Source organism: Blautia hominis (assembly GCA_002270465.1).
Taxonomy (GTDB): domain Bacteria; phylum Bacillota; class Clostridia; order Lachnospirales; family Lachnospiraceae; genus Blautia; species Blautia hominis.
Genome location: NQOF01000003.1, coordinates 575,348 through 594,177 on the forward strand (window position 1 = coordinate 575,348; position 18,830 = coordinate 594,177).

At 46.6% G+C, this 18,830-nt stretch carries 24 protein-coding genes; 17 read left to right on the top strand and 7 right to left on the bottom strand.

The features are described 5' to 3' along the window. Positions 1–10: 10 nt before the first annotated feature. The 15 genes from srtB to CI595_RS26920 all read left to right on the top strand — a co-directional run bounded on the left by srtB (position 11) and on the right by CI595_RS26920 (position 11,932). Positions 11–814, top strand: coding sequence for a class B sortase (gene srtB, locus CI595_RS13110; protein WP_095173788.1), 804 nt, complete (start codon positions 11–13; stop codon positions 812–814). Beyond that, a complete protein-coding gene (locus CI595_RS13115; RefSeq protein WP_095173790.1) occupies positions 814–1,539 on the top strand; it encodes an NAD-dependent protein deacylase in 726 nt (241 codons plus the stop codon). Before srtB ends, CI595_RS13115 begins: the two co-directional genes overlap by 1 nt. Before the next feature lie 32 nt (positions 1,540–1,571). Beyond that, a complete protein-coding gene (locus CI595_RS13120) occupies positions 1,572–1,760 on the top strand; it encodes a DUF951 domain-containing protein (RefSeq protein ID WP_018598535.1) in 189 nt (62 codons plus the stop codon). 101 nt (positions 1,761–1,861) lie between these two features. Beyond that, the gene (gene rpsF / locus CI595_RS13125) at positions 1,862–2,149 is read left to right on the top strand and encodes a 30S ribosomal protein S6 (RefSeq protein WP_018598534.1); all 288 of its coding nucleotides are present in this window, start codon (positions 1,862–1,864) and stop codon (positions 2,147–2,149) included. A gap of 100 nt (positions 2,150–2,249) precedes the next feature. Then, positions 2,250–2,714, top strand: a complete 465-nt coding sequence (locus CI595_RS13130; protein ID WP_095173792.1) for a single-stranded DNA-binding protein — start codon at positions 2,250–2,252, stop codon at positions 2,712–2,714. 34 nt (positions 2,715–2,748) lie between these two features. Next, a complete protein-coding gene (gene rpsR, locus CI595_RS13135; RefSeq protein ID WP_065540893.1) occupies positions 2,749–3,012 on the top strand; it encodes a 30S ribosomal protein S18 in 264 nt (87 codons plus the stop codon). A 177-nt stretch (positions 3,013–3,189) separates the two neighbouring features. Further along, a complete protein-coding gene (locus tag CI595_RS13140; RefSeq protein ID WP_095173794.1) occupies positions 3,190–3,891 on the top strand; it encodes a response regulator transcription factor in 702 nt (233 codons plus the stop codon). After that, the gene (locus CI595_RS13145; RefSeq protein WP_095173797.1) at positions 3,878–5,482 is read left to right on the top strand and encodes a sensor histidine kinase; all 1,605 of its coding nucleotides are present in this window, start codon (positions 3,878–3,880) and stop codon (positions 5,480–5,482) included. Before CI595_RS13140 ends, CI595_RS13145 begins: the two co-directional genes overlap by 14 nt. A gap of 206 nt (positions 5,483–5,688) precedes the next feature. Beyond that, on the top strand, positions 5,689–7,734 hold the full coding sequence (locus tag CI595_RS13150; RefSeq protein WP_095173799.1) for a DHH family phosphoesterase: 2,046 nt from the start codon (positions 5,689–5,691) through the stop codon (positions 7,732–7,734). After that, the gene (gene rplI / locus CI595_RS13155) at positions 7,731–8,177 is read left to right on the top strand and encodes a 50S ribosomal protein L9 (RefSeq protein ID WP_095173802.1); all 447 of its coding nucleotides are present in this window, start codon (positions 7,731–7,733) and stop codon (positions 8,175–8,177) included. The genes CI595_RS13150 and rplI overlap by 4 nt, the downstream gene beginning before the upstream one ends. A gap of 31 nt (positions 8,178–8,208) precedes the next feature. Beyond that, complete coding sequence (gene dnaB, locus CI595_RS13160; RefSeq protein ID WP_095173804.1) at positions 8,209–9,537, top strand: replicative DNA helicase; 1,329 nt, start codon at positions 8,209–8,211, stop codon at positions 9,535–9,537. 429 nt (positions 9,538–9,966) lie between these two features. Then, positions 9,967–10,608, top strand: coding sequence for a DUF3796 domain-containing protein (locus CI595_RS13170; RefSeq protein ID WP_095173809.1), 642 nt, complete (start codon positions 9,967–9,969; stop codon positions 10,606–10,608). A 1-nt stretch (position 10,609) separates the two neighbouring features. Continuing rightward, positions 10,610–10,816 (top strand): helix-turn-helix transcriptional regulator, encoded by a 207-nt coding sequence (locus tag CI595_RS13175; RefSeq protein ID WP_330397280.1) that lies wholly within the window; start codon positions 10,610–10,612, stop codon positions 10,814–10,816. A gap of 155 nt (positions 10,817–10,971) precedes the next feature. After that, on the top strand, positions 10,972–11,592 hold the full coding sequence (locus CI595_RS13180) for an L-2-amino-thiazoline-4-carboxylic acid hydrolase (protein WP_162291876.1): 621 nt from the start codon (positions 10,972–10,974) through the stop codon (positions 11,590–11,592). Positions 11,593–11,848: 256 nt separating this feature from the next. After that, positions 11,849–11,932 (top strand): hypothetical protein, encoded by an 84-nt coding sequence (locus CI595_RS26920; RefSeq protein WP_334293488.1) that lies wholly within the window; start codon positions 11,849–11,851, stop codon positions 11,930–11,932. A gap of 376 nt (positions 11,933–12,308) precedes the next feature. On the opposite strand, the gene CI595_RS13190 is transcribed toward CI595_RS26920, so the two are convergent. From CI595_RS13190 to CI595_RS13220, 7 genes are read right to left on the bottom strand one after another with little or no spacing between them, the layout of a single operon-like run. Then, positions 12,309–13,364 carry a type IV pilus twitching motility protein PilT gene (locus CI595_RS13190; protein WP_095173813.1) on the bottom strand — a complete coding sequence of 352 codons (1,056 nt, stop codon included), beginning with the start codon at positions 13,362–13,364 and terminating at the stop codon, positions 12,309–12,311. A 19-nt stretch (positions 13,365–13,383) separates the two neighbouring features. Continuing rightward, entirely contained in the window at positions 13,384–13,869 is a 486-nt protein-coding gene (locus CI595_RS13195; RefSeq protein ID WP_095173815.1) for a hypothetical protein, read from the bottom strand. An 18-nt stretch (positions 13,870–13,887) separates the two neighbouring features. Next, positions 13,888–14,328, bottom strand: a complete 441-nt coding sequence (locus tag CI595_RS13200; protein WP_095173817.1) for a hypothetical protein — start codon at positions 14,326–14,328, stop codon at positions 13,888–13,890. A 21-nt stretch (positions 14,329–14,349) separates the two neighbouring features. Further along, positions 14,350–14,832: a DUF4860 domain-containing protein gene (locus CI595_RS13205; protein WP_095173819.1), complete on the bottom strand. Its 483-nt coding sequence runs from the start codon at positions 14,830–14,832 to the stop codon at positions 14,350–14,352. Then, a complete protein-coding gene (locus CI595_RS13210) occupies positions 14,829–15,170 on the bottom strand; it encodes a hypothetical protein (protein WP_095173821.1) in 342 nt (113 codons plus the stop codon). Before CI595_RS13210 ends, CI595_RS13205 begins: the two co-directional genes overlap by 4 nt. A gap of 13 nt (positions 15,171–15,183) precedes the next feature. Further along, positions 15,184–16,221 (bottom strand): type II secretion system F family protein, encoded by a 1,038-nt coding sequence (locus tag CI595_RS13215; RefSeq protein ID WP_095173823.1) that lies wholly within the window; start codon positions 16,219–16,221, stop codon positions 15,184–15,186. 11 nt (positions 16,222–16,232) lie between these two features. After that, entirely contained in the window at positions 16,233–17,198 is a 966-nt protein-coding gene (locus CI595_RS13220; RefSeq protein WP_095173825.1) for a transglutaminase-like domain-containing protein, read from the bottom strand. Positions 17,199–17,394: 196 nt separating this feature from the next. Between CI595_RS13220 and CI595_RS13225 the strand changes: the two genes are divergently transcribed. Together CI595_RS13225 and CI595_RS13230 are read left to right on the top strand one after the other, a co-directional pair. Continuing rightward, positions 17,395–18,081: a ComEA family DNA-binding protein gene (locus tag CI595_RS13225; protein ID WP_095173826.1), complete on the top strand. Its 687-nt coding sequence runs from the start codon at positions 17,395–17,397 to the stop codon at positions 18,079–18,081. Positions 18,082–18,129: 48 nt separating this feature from the next. After that, positions 18,130–18,819, top strand: a complete 690-nt coding sequence (locus CI595_RS13230) for a response regulator transcription factor (protein WP_095173827.1) — start codon at positions 18,130–18,132, stop codon at positions 18,817–18,819. Positions 18,820–18,830 lie beyond the last annotated feature (11 nt).

Sequence of the window (18,830 nt, forward strand, 5' to 3'; positions counted from 1 at the left end):
GGAGACACTCATGAGCAAGAAGAATAAAAAGAAGACCACATTCGGGGGTGTACTGCGGAATATCATCTTGATCGCAGCTGTCTGCGTATTCCTTTTTTCTGCATACCAGCTTGTCAATATTTACCTGGAGTATAAAAAAGGAACAGACGAATACGACAAGATCAGGGAATATGTAAAAGAACCGGAGACGAAAAAAGAAGACCCCAAGGATGAACCGGAAGCCAAGGAGGAGGAAGAGGAGGAGCTGATCGGCCCCCAGATTGACTTTGCCGGTCTCAAAGAGATCAATCCTGATATTGTGGGGTGGATCCAGATGGAAGCCCTTGATGTGAGTTATCCTATTGTGAAGGGGAAGGATAATGACCATTACCTCCACTATACCTTTGAGGGGCAGCAGAATGCAGCGGGCGCCATTTTTATGGAGCACACAAACAACAGCAATTTTGAAGACTGCAATACCATCATTTACGGACATAATATGAAAAACGGCTCCATGTTCGGTACGTTCCGCACATTGCACGAGCCGGAAAACCTGACCAGTCCATATCTGTGGATCTGTCTGCCGGATAAGAGCTACCGCTATGAGATCTTCACGGTACACACCACATCCGCCACCGGTGACACTTATACACTTTTCAGCGCTCCGGATGACCAGTTTGCACAGTATTTGAAAAAAATGCGGGATGCCTCAGAGTTTGAGGTAGGTACAGAGCCCACAAAGGATGACAAGATCGTGACCCTTTCCACCTGCACCGGAAATGACGCAACCAGATTTGTAATTCAGGCCAGGCGCCTGCCGGAGGTATATAAATAATGGAAGAGACAGAAAAGCTGCAGGAGATTATTTCAAAGAGCAGCAACATTGTATTTTTTGGAGGGGCAGGAGTTTCCACGGAGAGCGGGATCCCTGATTTCAGAAGTGTGGACGGCCTTTATCACCAGCAGTGGGAATATCCGCCGGAGACTATTTTAAGCCACACCTTCTTTATGAGAAGACCGGAAGAATTTTATCGTTTTTATAAAGCCAAGATGCTCTGTGATACCGCAAAACCGAATGCCGCACATTTAAAACTTGCGGAGCTTGAAAGAGCAGGAAAACTGAAGGCTGTCATCACCCAGAACATAGATAATCTCCATCAGATGGCAGGCAGCGGCAATGTGCTGGAACTGCACGGGAGTGTGTACCGCAACTACTGCATGAAATGCTGTACATCCTATGATTTTGCCTATATGAAAGCTGCAGAGGGAGTGCCAAAATGTGAGAAATGCGGCGGTATTATCAAACCGGATGTGGTCCTCTATGAGGAGAGCCTTGACAGCAAGACGCTCAACAGGTCTGTGCAGGCCATTTCAAACGCGGAAGTTTTGATCATCGGGGGAACGTCCCTGGCAGTCTATCCGGCAGCATCCCTGATCGATTATTTCACCGGGGAGTATCTGGTGGTCATCAACCGGGATGCCACACCTAGGGATAAAATGGCGGATCTTGTGATCAACGCGCCCATTGGCCAGGTGTTCTCACAGATCCGTGCGGAATAAACCAGAATAGACAGACAGAAAGGAAACCGGATATGGGTTACAATTATGAAGTTGGAGATATTGTAAAACTGAAAAAACAGCACCCCTGCGGAAGCCAGGAATGGGAAATCCTCCGGGTGGGTGCTGATTTTCGACTGAAATGCACAGGATGTGGTCATCAGATCATGCTGGCGAGGAGAATTGTGGAGAAAAATACCAAAGATTTGAAAAAAAAGGCTTGAATATCCAGGTGTGATGTGTTAGAATAAATCCTTGTGATATATTATTTATCCTTGCTCTCTGCTTAACAGAGGGCCAGAAGACCATAAGGAGGTAAAACAGCATGAACAAATATGAATTAGCATTAGTCGTTAATGCGAAAATTGAAGATGAAGCTCGTGCAGCAGTTGTGGAAAAAGCGAAAGGCTACATCACCCGTTACAACGGAGTTATTTCCGAAGTAGAAGAATGGGGCAAAAAAAGATTAGCTTACGAGATCCAGAAAATGCGCGAAGGATACTACTACTTCATCCAGTTTGAATCTGATGCAGCATGCCCTGCAGAAGTAGAACGCCACGTTCGCATCATGGACAATGTATTAAGATATTTAGTTGTCAGAAAAGACGCTTAATTTTTTCTGAAGGCACAAAACGCGGATCCATTTAGAGTTATGAAAGTAGATTTCTGATTCCCGATACTATGTGCAAGGTAAGAAATGATGAGGTAGAGATATGAACAAAGTAATTTTAATGGGTCGTTTAACCAGAGATCCTGAGGTGAGATATTCCGCAGGAGAAAACTCTATGGCAATTGCCAGATATACAATCGCTGTTGACCGCCGTTTCAAGAGAGACGGGGAAGCTACCGCAGACTTTATCGGATGCGTGGCTTTTGGAAGACAGGCTGAATTTGCAGAAAAATACTTCCGTCAGGGTATCAAGATCGCCATCAGCGGCAGGATCCAGACAGGCAGCTATGTGAACAAGGACGGCGTAAAAGTCTATACCACAGACGTTGTGGTTGAGGACCAGGAGTTCGCCGAGAGCAAAGCAGTCAGCGACAGCCATGCGGGACAGGCTGGCGGACAGGGAATGCAGGGCATGGGAATGCCTTCACCGACACCTGGTGCAGCATCCTCTGCAGACGGATTCATGAATATTCCGGACGGAATTGACGAAGAGTTACCGTTCAACTGATAAAGGACGGAATTTGATTAGGAGGTAAAAAATCATGGCTTACGAAAAAGGTAACAGACCGGATTCTCCGATGAAGAGAAGAGGCGGACGCAGAAGAAAAAAAGTTTGCGTGTTCTGTGGAAAAGAAAATAACGAGATCAACTACAAAGATGCAAATAAATTAAAAAGATATGTCTCTGAGAGAGGAAAAATCCTTCCGAGAAGGATCACAGGAAACTGTGCAAAACATCAGAGAGCTTTAACTGTTGAGATTAAGAAAGCAAGACATTTGGCTATCATGCCTTATGTTCAGGACTGATCTGCATACAGAAGCATAGAGAAGGAAGCGCCGCTGCGTTGTGCAGCGGCGTTTTTTGCCGTATAAAAAGCTTTGCGTCTGGGAGAGAGGCGCTTTTTGGTTTCATCGCACCTAAAAACGTGTTATAATGGGCACATCGGATGAGTTCGGTTATACAAAGGAAAGTGAGGCAGGTACATGGATTACAAGATTTTAATTGCTGAGGATGAACAGGACATTGCGGAACTTTTAAAACTCTATCTTGAGAATGAGGGCTACCGTGTCTTTTGGGCCGGCAATGGATTGGAAGCACTGAAGATCGTGGAGAGGGAAGATATCAGTCTGGCTGTGCTCGACGTTATGATGCCTAAGATGGATGGATATGAGCTTACCAGACGTATCCGGGAGATCAGCAATATTCCTATTTTGATTCTTTCCGCCAGAGATAAGAGCAATGACAAGATCCTGGGACTGAATCTGGGGGCTGACGATTACATGGCAAAGCCTTTTGACCCTCTTGAGATCGTGGCAAGGGTGAATTCCAATCTCCGACGGTTTTATCAGCTAAACGCAGAGAAGCCCAAACATGAGGAGACCTATATTTTGAAGGTGGGAGATTTGAGCCTGGACACGCAGACGCTGGTTCTGAAGAAAAAGGGCGAGGAGGTTCTCCTGACACCAATGGAATATAAAATCCTGGCTCTTCTTATGAAAAAGCCGGGTGCTATTTATACAAAGGTACAGATTTACGAGAGTACCAGCGGAGAATATTTTGAGAGCGATGACAACACGATCATGGTCCACATCTCTAATCTCAGGGATAAAATAGAAGATAACCCCAAAAATCCACGTTACATAAAAACCATAAGGGGAGTAGGCTATAAGATTGAAGACAGATAAGAGAAAAACGGGAAGCTTTCTGGCCCTTCTCATACAAAACTATGTGGGATTTACCTTGACCATACTCTGTATCCTGGCATTGATCTCTGCGATTATCAACAAAGGATTTGAAAGGCGGCTTGATCTGCCCAGTGTCGATGCCCTGGAAGCAAACGAGGGACTGCTGGAGGAAGGAAACTATGATGCGTTTCCATGCCGGAAAGTCCTGGGGCCAAAGGGGGATTTTGTGGTATTGGACGAGAACCTGCATACGGTTTATAAGAGCAGTGAGAAGATGGAGGAATCCTTCACTGCCACGGAATTATACTGTATTCCGGAAATGACACTGTGGGAATATACGGAGACCACCACATTTACGAATCAGGAGGGAAAAAAACAGATCCTGGTGAAACGGTATGGGGAAGTGATGTCAAAAGACGAGGAAACATATGAAGAGACAGAGAGCTTCATGATCTTGGATGAGAACTACAGAGTGCTGACCAATACCATGGATTTCCCGGCGCAGCAGCTTGGAGAGCGGGAACTGCAGTATATGACGGACTCCGTCTCCGCGTCCTACGGATATCAGAAACATGCTTTCACAGGGGAGGACGGCAGGAAATATACGGCAGTCTTCAAATACAAAAAAATAGATGATCCCAGTTACCGTCACATTGTCTCTGCTCTGGAACGGCTCTGGCTTCTGACAATTCCGCTGTATATTATTGTTGTGGCAGTCTTTGTGCTGAAGCTGAACCGGAAAGTAAAGGTTCCGCTCACATCCCTGAGCAGGACCATCACCCAGTACCAGCAGGGGGAGAAACCCAGCACAGAGTACAGAGGACCAAATGAGTTTGTGGAGATTGGAGATGATTTTGTCAGGCTTGCCGCCCGCCTCAACGAGAGTGAGGAGAAACGTCTGAAAGCAGATATGGACAAGCAGAAGATGCTGGCCGATATATCCCATGATCTAAAAACGCCTATTACCGTCATCCAGGGATATGCCCGGGCTATCTGTGACGGCATGATACCGGAGGACAGGAGGGAGCAGTATCTCAGAACCATCTATCTAAAATCCTCGGCGCTCAATGAACTCATCAATACCTTTTATGAGTACAGTAAGCTGGAGCATCCGGATTTCAGCCCGGTATTGAAAAGAGAGAATATCTGTGAATTTGCCAGAGAATACCTGGCGTCCAAGTACAATGAGATCGCGCTTGCCGGATTTGAACTGGAGGCGGATATTCCTGAAACGCCCCTGTACTGTCATATTGATTCCCAGCAGTTCAGCCGTGTCTTTGAAAACATCATTGCCAACGCGCTGAAGCATAATTCGGAGGGGACGGTACTGCGCTTTGCCATTGCTGCTGAGGGCAATAGTGTAAAGATCAGTATATCCGACAACGGGAAAGGGGTTCCGCCGGAGATCGCAGATGTTATCTTTGAACCTTTTACTGTGGGGGACGAGTCCCGCAACAGCAGGCAGGGAACCGGTCTGGGACTTGCCATCGCAAAAAAAATCGTGGAATCCCACAAAGGGTACATCAGCCTTTCCAAGCATCCGGAAGAAGGGATGTCCACGGAATTTATTATATGGATGAAATCGTCATAAGGTTTTCTCTGTTTTGAATGCAGCCTGTTTTTATTGGAACAGGCTGTTTTTTGTCTTATTTTCTGTTGTCAATTTGCACAAAAATGACGGCTGCAATTTAAAGTTGTGCATCCCCGCATTTGATGGTATAATGTTAAAGTACATTTTCATCCGGCAAGGCATAATAGGAGACCGGACAAAGTAGAGAAATTGGCAGGTAAGAGGATATGAATGGGAAAATTAAGATTAAAGGTCAGTTGAAGCTGTACATGCAGTGGCCGGTAATTCTGGCAGTCCTTCTGATTCTCATGGATATTAGTGTGTTCCGCATCAACAGGCGGGCTGGCGCTGTTGCCAGTGGATTTTTGGCTGTTTATTTGCTGATAGTTATTTTCTTATATCACCACAGCCGTGCCATCATCATGAATGAGCTGATCTCTTTTGCTACCCAGTACGGGCAGGTGCAGAGAAGCCTGCTGAAGGAATTTATCGTTCCTTATGCACTGCTGGACAGCAAGGGAAAGCTGATGTGGATGAATGATGCATTTTCCGCCTTGTGTGAAAAGCCACGGAAGTATAGAAAATCAATCACCACCCTGTTTCCTGAGATCACAGTGGACACTCTGCCGAAGGAGGATGCGTCTGAGGTAGTGTTCCAGTTCGCTGAGAAGGATTACCGTGCATCCATGCGCAGAATTTCCATCCAGAAACTTCTGGAAGATTCAGGCCTGGTGGAGGCGGAGGACGAGAATTTCCTCACAGCACTTTATCTCTTTGATGAGACGGAGATCAACCGTTACATCCGCAGGACAGAGGACGAAAAACTGGTTACAGGGCTTCTGTATCTGGACAATTACGACGAGGCACTGAATAGTGTGGAAGAAGTGCGCCGTTCGCTTTTGGTTGCCCTGATAGAGAGGAAGCTGAACAAGTATTTCAGTGAGGTGGACTGTCTTGTGAAAAAGCTGGAAAAGGACAAGTTTATTCTTGTTATGCGCCAGCGCTCTCTGGAGGAACTGAAGAAGAAGCGGTTCAATATCCTGGAGGATGTAAAGACGGTCAACATCGGAAACGATATGGCTGTGACGATCAGTATCGGTATCGGCATCAATGCGCCCAGCTATGCACAGAATTATGAGTATTCCAGGATCGCCATTGACCTTGCCCTTGGACGCGGCGGCGACCAGGTGGTCATCAAGGACAAAGAGAGCATGACATATTTTGGCGGGAAATCCCAGCAGATGGGCAAGAATACCCGCGTAAAGGCCCGCGTAAAAGCCCATGCACTGAAGGAGTTCATGGTTGCCAAGGATAAAGTGGTGGTCATGGGACACAAGATTTCGGATGTGGACTCCATCGGCGCCGGAATTGGTATCTACAGGGCAGCAAAATCCCTGAATAAGAGGGCACATATTGTTGTAAATAATCCGACCATGTCTGTGCGTCCGATCATTGAGAATTTTATTAATAATCCGGATTATGATGAGCATATGTTTGTGGACAGTGCAGAAGCACTTGACATTGTTGACAACAACACCGTTGTGGTCGTGGTGGATACCAACAAGCCAAGTTATACGGAGTGTGAGGAGCTGCTTTCCAAGACTAAGACGATCGTGGTTCTGGATCATCACCGCCAGGGTGCGGAGGTGATTTCCAACGCGGTGCTTTCTTATATTGAGCCTTTTGCGTCTTCGGCCTGTGAAATGGTTGCGGAGATTCTGCAGTATTTCTCTGACGATATCAGAATTTACAACATAGAGGCAGATGCTCTTTACTCCGGCATCATTATTGATACCAATAATTTCACGGCCAAAACCGGGGTGAGGACTTTTGAGGCTGCTGCGTTTTTGCGCCGCTGCGGCGCGGATGTGACCCGGGTGCGCAAGATGTTCCGGGATGATGTGGCTTCCTACAGGGCGAAGGCTGAGGCAATCCGTCATGTGGAGACTTACCGGAATTATTTTGCCATTGCAGTCTGCCCAAGCCAGGGCTTGGACAGCCCTACCATCGTGGCGTCCCAGGCAGCCAATGAACTTTTGAATATCAGCAGTGTGCGGGCATCTTTTGTGCTCACAGACTACAACCATACGATTTATTTCAGTGCCCGCGCCATTGATGAGGTGAATGTACAGCTTATCATGGAACGCCTGGGCGGCGGAGGTCATATTAATATGGCCGGAGCACAGTTAAAGGATGAGGAGATGGAGATCGCCATCATCAAACTGAAAGAGACCATTGACCAGATGATCAAGGAAGGAGACATAGAGATATGAAAGTGATTTTAGTAGAAGACGTAAAATCCTTGGGTAAAAAGGGTGACATTGTAAATGTAAGCGACGGATATGCCAGGAACATGCTGTTTCCCAAGAAACTGGGCCTGGAGGCTACATCCAAGAACATTAATGATTTAAAACTCCAGAGAGCCCATGAGGACAAAGTGGCAAAAGAGCAGCTTGACGCGGCACAGGCTTTCAAGGCAGAGCTGGAGACAAAAGAAGTGACGGTATCCATAAAAGTAGGGGAAAACGGCCGTACTTTTGGTTCTGTCTCAACAAAAGAGCTGGCTGAAGCGGCAAAAGAGCAGCTTGGATATGACATTGATAAGAAGAAAATGCAGCTTTCTTCCCCCATCAAAGAGCTGGGTACCACAAAAGTGCCCATCCGTCTGCATCCTAAAGTGACAGCAGAGCTGAAAGTCGTTGTGAAGGAAGCGTAAGCCTTCCAAAGGAAAGGAGCCATAACCTGTCATGGATGAAGCACTTATAAAGAGGATCATGCCCCACAGCATTGAAGCGGAGCAGTCGGTTATCGGTTCCATGATCACCAACAAAGATGCCATTGTGACCGCATCAGAGATCATTACAGGTGATGATTTTTATCAGCAGCAGTACGGCATTGTTTTTGAGGCCATGGTGGAGCTCTACAATGAGAACAAACCTGTGGATCTGGTCACACTCCAGAACAGGCTGAAGGAACTGGATGTGCCGCCTGAGATTTCCAGCATGGAATTTGTAGGGGAACTGGTGGCAGCAGTGCCCACCTCTGTGAACGTAAAGTATTATGCGGAGATTGTGTCTGAAAAGGCAATGCTGCGCAAACTGATCAAGACCACAGAGGAGATCGCCAATACCTGTTATCTTGGCAATGAGCGGACACAGGATATTCTTGAGATCACGGAAAAGAAGATTTTTGACCTGGTACAGAGGAAGAGCAGTGATGAATTTGTACCTATAAAAGATGTGGTCCTGAATGCCATTGAGAAGATTGAGAAGGCATCCAGGACAAAGGGGAGTGTTACCGGTATCCCCACAGGATTTATTGACCTGGATTACAAGATGTCCGGTTTTCAGCCATCAGACCTGATTCTGGTAGCGGCCAGGCCGTCCATGGGTAAAACGGCGTTCGTACTGAATATTGCCCAGTATATGGCATTTAAGAGTGGTGTTACCACGGCGATCTTCAGTCTGGAGATGTCAAAGGAACAGCTTGTAAACCGTCTGCTGTCATTGGAGTCAAAAGTGGATTCCCAGAGTATCCGTACAGGTAATCTGGAGGATGAGGACTGGGCAAAGCTGATCGAGGGTGCTAATATTATTGGGTCTTCCAATATGATCATTGATGATACACCGGGTATTTCCATTTCGGAGCTGCGGTCAAAGTGCAGGAAGTATAAGCTGGAGCAGAATCTGGGAGTTATTTTTATTGACTACCTGCAGCTGATGTCAGGAAGCGGCAGGAGCGAGTCCCGGCAGCAGGAGATTTCTGATATTTCCAGGTCCCTGAAGGCGCTGGCAAGGGAACTGAGCGTGCCGGTGGTGGCGCTGTCCCAGTTAAGCCGTGCCGTGGAACAGAGGCCGGACCACAGACCTATGCTTTCTGACCTTCGAGAATCAGGGGCGATTGAGCAGGATGCCGATGTTGTTATGTTCATTTACAGGGATGATTATTATAATAAGGATTCTGAGAATAAGAATATTGCGGAGATTATTATTGCTAAACAGAGGAATGGTCCGATTGGGACGGTGAATTTGGTTTGGCTGCCGAATTATACGAAGTTTGTGAATATGAAGAAATAGATGGGAAAGGTTCTGTGGCTGAGGCGGCCATGGGGCCTTTTTTGTGTAGGGGGAGTTGAGGGCGGACGGGAAATGAGAAGAGGGCCGGGAGGGTCCGGAGTGGGTTTGAGGTGAGCGAAGCGTTCCGCTGCCCCGGAGCTAACCTGCTCCCATTTACTAAATTCATCGGCAGTGGCCTCTTCATTAAGTAACTGGGGCAGGTGGATCTCCGTGACGCTCCACTGAAACATCGCTCACCTCAAACCCACTCCGGACCCTCCCGGCCCTCTTCCCATTTCCCTGGTGTTCATTGACCGCAGGGGTGTGGAGGGGATATTATATACTCTATTTGTCTATGATGTTTATTAGGTTAGGGTTGACAGGGGGAAGGTAAAGTGATATATTTGTCTTATTAAGAGATAAATATATCACTTTTAGGAGGATGGGATCATGAAGAGAAATTGGAGAGAGATTGTGTTGATGGGGTTTATATTGGCGGAGTTTTTGGCTGTGGGGTTTGATGTGGTTTTTAATGGGAGCAGGATAGTGAAACCTATTGATTTGGGGAGTTATGTGTTCCGATGGACGGATCTGCCTTTGATGGCTGTAACGGTGGGATTTGTTTGTTATGTGGTGTATTTGGTGGTTCGTATGGTGACTGCAAATTTTAGAAAAGACGGGTCGGCTGTTAAGGGGGTGACCAGGAAACTGAATCCAAGATATGGGTGGTTTGGTTTTTTTGGATTTGTCGGGTTTGTTGGGATCCCGGCCTATATGATACAGGGACAGGTTTGGCCGTTTTTCTTCTTTGTGTTTTTTGGGTTCTTTGGATTTTTTTATGAGGCAAAGATGAGCTGTACGTTGATGGATGAAAGATTTAAGGAGGAACAGACAAGAGCACAACTGGTTTCTTATAAGACTGGTTTTGGACTTCTGTGGGCGGTGGCCTGGTTTATAGGAATGGCGGGAAGCCATATTGGAATTACCTATGTGGCACTTATTTTTACAGTGTCCTCTTCCCTGATCATTGCCCTGGTTCTCTTTCTGAACAGCTATCTTCTGTACAAATATGATACGGAGGAAGCAGAGTAATATGGGCATAGAAGGATTTTCGTGTAACCTGAAAAAATACCGTCTGCAAAAGGACATGACTCAGGAACAATTGGCAAACGCCGTAGGCGTCCGCCGCGAAACTATCATGCGGCTGGAAAAAGCCCAGTATAACCCGTCTTTAAAACTGGCAATTGATATATCAAGAGTCGTAGAGACTCCCATAGAAGAACTCTTTATTTTTGATTGACCAGCCCCAATAAAGCCATTGATCTAATACAAAGTACGCTTATGGTTGTTGAGGGTCTTATAAAATTTCGTTTTATCTTGACAATTATTTTATCATTTAATATAATGAAACGTATGAGCAATTATTCATATGTTTCTGGCGAAAGGGTGATAAAAATGAAATACGATGTTTATGCAAAAGCCATTTGGTTTATCTTTTCTAAAGATTGTTCTAATGGTTTAGCAGAGAAAAATATTTTAATCAATCGACAATTCAAACACAGTTGTAAAAACGAATATAAAAATATGATCGAGAACACACCATCAATCGGTAGTATGAAAGAAAATACAATGTCTTTAATCTTATTGTTTGCATGTATGATTTTTTCAATTTATAAAACTTGTGATAATGATTTAACTTCAAATGATGTTAGAAATATGTTTCAAAAAATTGAACAAAATCCAATTATGATTAAATTTTCAAAGAAATCTGTGTTTACTGAAAAATGGCAATCTCGCAGACAAGCTATGGCAAAAAGGTCATTAAAGAATAAGTTTGAATATGACTGGCAATCTGAACTCATACAAGGTACTAGTATAAACGAATTTGAACTACGATTTTTCACATGCGGTATCTGCAAATTAGCTAGAAGAGAAAATGCTAATGACATTGTAAAAGAACTATGCAGATTTGATTATTGGATGGCTGAAAAAATGGGAGCAACACTGGTAAGAAATCAAACCATAGCAGATGGAAGTCCAACTTGCGAATTTAATTATCACAAAACGGAAATATAATTATTCTATTAGTGAACAACTTTTAATTTGTGTTATTTATCACTAGACATACAAATATATGGTGATCATATTTTGAGTTTATATGACAAAAGTAGTCAGAGGTTAATTGTTGTGGCTAAATTACAAAGAGGTATACAGTGAAACAACGACCACTTAGAGGAGGTGGTATTATGGGAATATATGACAGCGTACTGGGCTATGATCATGCTTTAGATGGAAAAAATCCGACCTCGTTTATACGGAAGTTAAGAAAAAAATTAAACCAGACCCAGACAATCCACAGTACATAATTACTGTTTGGGGTGTAGGTTACAAGTTCAGTAATGAAAAACGTAATTAAAAGAGAAGCTCAAAACTTTTTACAAGAAAAAGGTTGGACTTCTCTTTGCTTTGACAATACTTCATCATATGAAGGCTCATTCATTTGTGGTAAATTCGTGGTAAAACAAGTATCTTTTGTCTTTTATCTTTGATCTTTTATTTTTTGCTTTTTCTTTTCAACATTATCCGCAGAGAAAACCAGGGGAAGGGAGGGCGGGAGGGAAACTGGGGAGCGATGTTTTAGTGGAGCGTTCGGGAGATCCACCTGCCCCAGGCACTTAATGAAGAGGCCATTGCCGATGAATTTAGTGCCTGGGAGCAGGTTAGCTCCCGGACAGCGGAACGCTTCGCTCCCCAGTTTCCCTCGCGCCCTCTCTTCCCCGTCCGTCTCTCCATTATATCCTCTTCCCTAACATCTCCGGATTAGAAGCATGTCCCAAAGCCTCATGTCTGCTGATCCTGCCTTCTTTCACCAGCCGCTGCAGACTGGCATCCATAGAGATCATATCTCCCCCGGCCGAAGAATAAATAAGCCCATCAATCTGATGTACCTTATTCTCCCGGATCATATTTTTAATAGCCGGAGTAGTCTTCATGATCTCAAATGCGGGGATCAGCGTCTCATTTACATCAGGTACCAACTGCTGTGATACGACAGCCCGCAGCACGGAGGAGAGCTGCACAGCGATCTGACGCTGCTGATTGGGCGGAAAGACATCAATAATACGGTCTATGGTATTTGCAGCCCCCAGGGTATGCAGGGTGGACAGCACCAAATGCCCGGTTTCGGCGGCTGTCATAGCGACGGCCATCGTCTCATAATCTCTCATTTCCCCCAAAAGGATCACATCCGGACTCTGCCGCAGGGAGGCTCTTAAAGCCATAATATAACTTTCTGTATCCGTGTTGATCTCACGCTGGCTCACAATACTCTTTTTATGGCTGTGCAGGAACTCCAGAGGATCCTCCAGCGTGATAATATGCTTTTCCTGTGTCTTATTTATAGCGTCAATGATACATGCCAGCGTGGTGGACTTTCCGCTGCCGGCAGGACCTGTAACAAGGACAAGCCCTTTATTCATATTCCCCAGCTCAATGATGGAATCCGGAATCCCTAAATCCGATGGATTGGGAAGCTGGAATGTGATGACGCGGATGACAGCAGCCATGGAACCTCTCTGTTTGTAAGTGCTCACCCGGTAACGGGAAAGCCCTCTGACAGCGAAGGAAAAATCGTCATCCCCTGTCTCCAGAAAGCGATTGATATCCCTGTTGTCTGCCAATTGGTAGATCTCACGTATCATGGATTCCGACTGGGCCGGCATGATCTTGTCAGTTCCCATGGTGATAAGGGAGCCGTTCTTTTTGTATGAGAGCGGCAGACCTGCTACGATAAAAAGGTCTGAGGCACCGGTATTGGTGGTTTCAGTTAAAAATGTTAGTGCATCCATTGCTGTTTCCTTTCCTGAGTTATGTGTCGCTTCCGTATACAGGCAGTGTTTCATCCGGCTGCCATGTCTCTGTATTTACAAGCTTCCAGCGCTTGATTTGATAATAACTGTCCCCCTCCTTTAAATCTTCGGGCAGGAGAAGGGCTACAGACAATTCCTGTTTTGTTCCTGCAGGCACATGATATTCTATTTCCCTCTGGGAAGAAAATACGATTCCATCGGTATCTTCCAGAGCCGTTTTTACATGCTGCAGGTACGCCTCCGTATTTCCGTAAAGCGTATACTGTTCCTCCAGACATTTGTCAATGGTCATGAGGATTTCATTTGCCCTGCTTTCCGCTTCGTAGTAATCTTTGGTATGCTCCGCATTTTTTTGGCTCAAACGGTAATCCGAGCGGGCGCTGACAAGAGAGAGTACAGCAAAAGTTATCATGCAGAGCAGGACAAAGATCAGCAGGATAGAGGATGTGCCTACCCCCAGTATGGGTTTTCTGCTTTTTTCCATTTTGCGGACTCCTTTCTGTTAAGCTGTCCCGGCTTTGCGGGCTACGGGGATTTTGATAGACAGATGGTAAAGACTGTCACCGTCTAAGTCTGTAAAGTCAATCCGGGCTTCTCTGCTGTGTGGGGAGGCGGTCTGCTCGATATAGAGATAATAGGCTGCGTCCTTCTGGGCACAGGTTTCCCCGTTTTTGTCGTAACATAGGTAAATGATCCCGTCCGTTTCCATTGCTTCAGGCAGAAGTGCTTTCACTGCCTCATAGGAGCCGTCTGTGTGGGCCAGTACCTCAGCAGCACTGGAGGCATAGCTGGAGCCAAGGGTCAGTTCCTTTGCCGATTGACTCATAAAATGCGCTTTTACAAAAACCTGGATACACACAGCGCTGGCCAGGGAAAAGAATAATATTGCAAGGATCAGTTCGATCAAAAACAGACTGGACCTTGTATTTTGCCGTTCTCTCACTGGAATCTCCTTTCTGACAGATCACTCACTTTGTACATGGATCAGCAGGGACAGGGAATGTTTCTGCCTGTCTGCTGCCGTGAACCGAAAAAGGCCCTTGGATGCCTCCTGGATAGTAAAATCCGTTACTTCCAGTATGGATTCCCCCTGGGATTTCTTTGGCTCTTTCTCTTTTTGGGTAAAAAGTTCTTTTAAATATCCCTTATCCTCGTAGATGTAGGTGGCATATTCCTTATCTTCTATGGTCTCCAGAAAGATCAGGGCATCCCTGTCCTCGACTTTTCCCAGAAAAATGCTGCCGGATTCATCGTGCTGGCGTACTTTTTCGGCTATATAGGAGAGGGACGTGCGTGTGGTGTAATTGGCATCCATATCGGCGGCTGTGGTTTTGTATACATGTGCTCCTATGAGCACTACAGCCAGCGCAGAGGCGGCAAATACGCAGAGCAGCCCAAGGGTGAAAAGGACATCTATAAAATGTTTCTGGTTCCGGCTGGGATTCATGGTGCCACCTCCCTGTTGTTTAATGGTATGACATCCACATCCGGCATCAGGTTGGAGCCAACCACCTCATATGTGACCAGGTATTTGTCATGGTCATAAGTGATCCCGTAATGCTCTTCCAGGTAAGTGAGGCTCTCCGGGTAACTCCCCTCCACGGCGTAGCAGTGCACAGCGCTTTTGATGACAGCCTGTTTCAGGCTTCGTTCCTCCTCCTTTTGTGTGGCGGAGGAGACAGAGGACATGCCGTAGAACAGAAAACACATCAGACATAGGAATACGAGGGCGGGCAGAAGCAGTCTGTGTAAGGGACGGCGCTTTTCAGTTTGAAATCGGTTCATATGACGGCCCCCTTTATCCGATGCTGGACATGATTCCCATGAGCGGGAGCATGACAGACAGAAGGATCATGCCAACCACCACAGACAGAACAGCAACCAGAGTCGGCTCCAGTTTGGAGACGATACCGGATATCCGTTCATTTACTTCCTCGTCGTACTGGACGGCAATCTGACGCATCACATCATCCATGGCACCTGTGCGGAACCCGATATTGACCATGCGCGCATAAAGCCCGGAGAAGATCCCGGCATTGGAAAGTGCTTCCGAAAATCCAGTGCCCTCCGAGATCAGGTCCCTGGCCGTTTGGATCTTTTCCTGCATGACAGGGTGGTCCGTGAGGCGCGATACCATTTCAAGACTCTGGTCTGTATCCAGGCCGCTGCTAAGAGCCAGGGACATGCCGCTTGCAAAACGCGCAGCCGCTATTTTTTCCGAAAGGCCTTTGGTCAGGAAAAATCGTCCGGCAAAATTTTTAAGAGACTGCCGCCCTTTGCTGGTGCAGGAAAAATAGAAAAACAGCACGATCACTACAGCGGCAAGCAATAGGAAAACCAGAGCATACCGGTTCAAAACCTGCCCCAATCCCATAACGCTTCTGGAGATGCCGGTAAGGCCGGTTCCAAGCTGTTCAAATACCTGTTCAAAGATAGGCATGACCTTTGTGACCAGCACCAGTACAACGGCCAGCATCATGAGGATCATAACCAGAGGGTAGGTGACAGCGCTTTTAATATTTTTAGAAATGGCATCCTCCCGCTCATAATGTTCGGAAAGGGCTGACATGACATCATCCAGACGGCCTGCCTGCTCTCCAATCTCTACCATATCGCACAGATATTTGGGGAAGACCTGCGCTTCCTTAAGGGAGGACCAGAGACAGCCTGTCTGTTCTATCTGCTCCAGGACTGTTTTGAGGATCTGCTGCCCTTCCTCCTGGGGTGCATCCTCCAGCATAATGGTAAGCCCCTCAGTGGAGGAGATGCCGGAGCGGAGAATGAGAGCCATCTGGCTGCAGAAGGTTGAGAGTTCATTGTTGGATAAAACTTTCATGCTGCTCCTTTCTAACGGGTATACCGTACGGTATAATTAGTTCCGTCACCAATGTATTTTAATATCTTTTTGCTGTTCTTATTGCTGGAGGCAAAGGTGGGATCCATGCGCTTCCAGCTCTTTCCGTCAAATTCAATGATATTGTCGATCCATCCCACATCCTTGATGTATACACTGATCCACGCGTGATATACCTTGCCGGAATAGCCGATCTCCAGCTTTGTGGGAATATCCTGGGAGCGCAGCATTGCGGTCATCAGGGAGGCATAGTCAAAGCAGATGCCTTTGCAGGAGGAAAGGGTTTCGTCCAAATCCGGCAGATATCCGTTTGGGACGGTCTTGGCTTTCTCCTCGTCGTAGGATATGGTCTCTATGACATAATTGTAGATATCCGCCACAGCATCCAGATCGGAGGAGGCTGTCTTGACCTGTTCCTGAGCGGTTTTCACAGCCTGGCTGTCCGGGGTGAAATCCACATACTGGTTAGGATACAGGTAGGGAATAAAGTCGCTCTCCAGCTTTACATCAATGGTTTCGCTGTAGAGTGTTGCATATTTGTCACCTGTTATATTTTCATATGTGCTTATGGTGTATGAACCGTCCCCGGAAGTGAGGGGCATGGTCACATAGGGACCGGAGGTTATGAAATATTTGTAATTAATGCCGTCAGGGCCGTCTATCTGGATATTGGCCTTGGCTGCATCCCCTGTATACCGGGCCATAATGTAGCCCTGGTCTGTGTGGGAAACGTCGATGATCAGGGGTTCTGCCCCAAGTACGGCGGTTCCTGACGCCTCGGGCACATGGACATTCGGCGTATTGGGGCGTACCGTTTCTTTTTTCTCTGCTTGGGAAGTGCTGGATTTTTTTGTGGAGCCGGACGATGCGCTGGCCGCGGAACAGGAGGCCAGGATCAGTACGGGACACAGAACAGCTAAAATGCCGCATAGCAGATGGAATATACGGTTGTGAGTCATACGGGACCCTCCTCGTGTCTGCTGCTTCTTTCGTTCTGAATAATTGTTTTAATCATATCATTTTTTCCTTCATAAAGCAATATGAGGGAAAAGTTATGGAATTTGATATTGTAATATGGGACTAAATTCGATAAAATAGAAATAGTTATGCATACTGGGAACCTTTTAGCCTACTGCTGAGAGGAGATATGCTGTAATGAATAAGAAGATATGTTTCGGACTGCTTGTGCTGTCCGTGTTGTTTATGTCATCCTGTCAAAAACAGGAGGAAACACTTCTGCTGTCCGGGGACCGGCCGGAGCAGGAGGAAAGTGTACCGAAGGAGTCTGCAGAGCCAAAAGGAAAGGAAGATTCCGAAAAAGAACCGGATGTTCCCAAAGAGGAGGCGGCTCCACAGCAGATCTGTGTATTCCTGTGCGGCGCTGTAAACCAGCCGGGTGTGTATTACCTGAAAGAAGGAGCACGGCTCTATGAAGGGATCGCTGCTGCCGGAGGTTTTGCTGAGGCGGCAGATGAGGACTGGTGGAACCAGGCGGCTGTCCTGTCGGATGGCAGCCGGGTTCAGATCTATACCAGGGAGGAGACAGAGGCATTCCGGCAGGCCGGACAAGACCCGGGAAGAGACGGGGGAGATATGGATCTGCCGGCAAACGGTGCAGCGCCCGATGCAGCGGATTCAGCGGAAGCCCAAGGCACAGTAAATATCAACACAGCAACCCAGGAGGAACTGCAGACAGTTCCCGGCATCGGGGAGGTAAAGGCAAAAGCAATTCTCGCCTACCGGGAAGAACACGGGGAGTTTTCATCTGCGGAGGATATCCAGCAGGTGCCCGGCATCAAAGGCAAGACCTACGAAAAAATAAAAAACTATATTTCTTACTGAGATATAGTCCGGCATAACGGGCAAACTTAAGGATGAGGAGATAATTAAATGAGTAAAAGAGTTTTAGTTGTGGATGATGAGAAATTGATCGTAAAGGGAATCCGTTTCAGCCTGGAGCAGGATAATATGGAAGTGGACTGCGCGTACGATGGGGAGGAAGCGCTGGAGAAAGCCAGGGAGAACAATTATGATATGATCCTTCTGGATATTATGCTTCCCAAGATGACCGGCCTGGAGGTCTGCCAGCAGATCCGTGAATTTTCCCAGGTACCCATCATTATGCTGACTGCCAAGGGCGAGGACATGGATAAGATACTGGGGCTTGAATATGGTGCGGATGACTATATTACCAAGCCGTTTAATATTCTGGAGGTGAAGGCCCGCATCAAGGCCATTATGCGCCGGACCAAAAAGGACGAGAAGCAGGCAGAGCGCACCGGTTCCATCACAGTGGGAGACCTGCGTCTGGACTGCGAGAGCCGCAGGGTTTTCATAAGCGATAAGGAAGTCAATCTGACTGCAAAGGAATTTGACGTTCTGGAACTTCTTGTAAAGAATCCAAACAAGGTTTACAGCAGGGAGAATCTGCTGAATCTGGTGTGGGGTTACGAATATCCGGGGGATGTGCGCACGGTTGACGTCCATATCCGTCGTCTGAGAGAGAAGATCGAGGAGACTCCCAGTGAGCCAAAGTATGTACATACCAAGTGGGGTGTGGGATATTATTTTCAGGTATAAGGAAAAAGGGA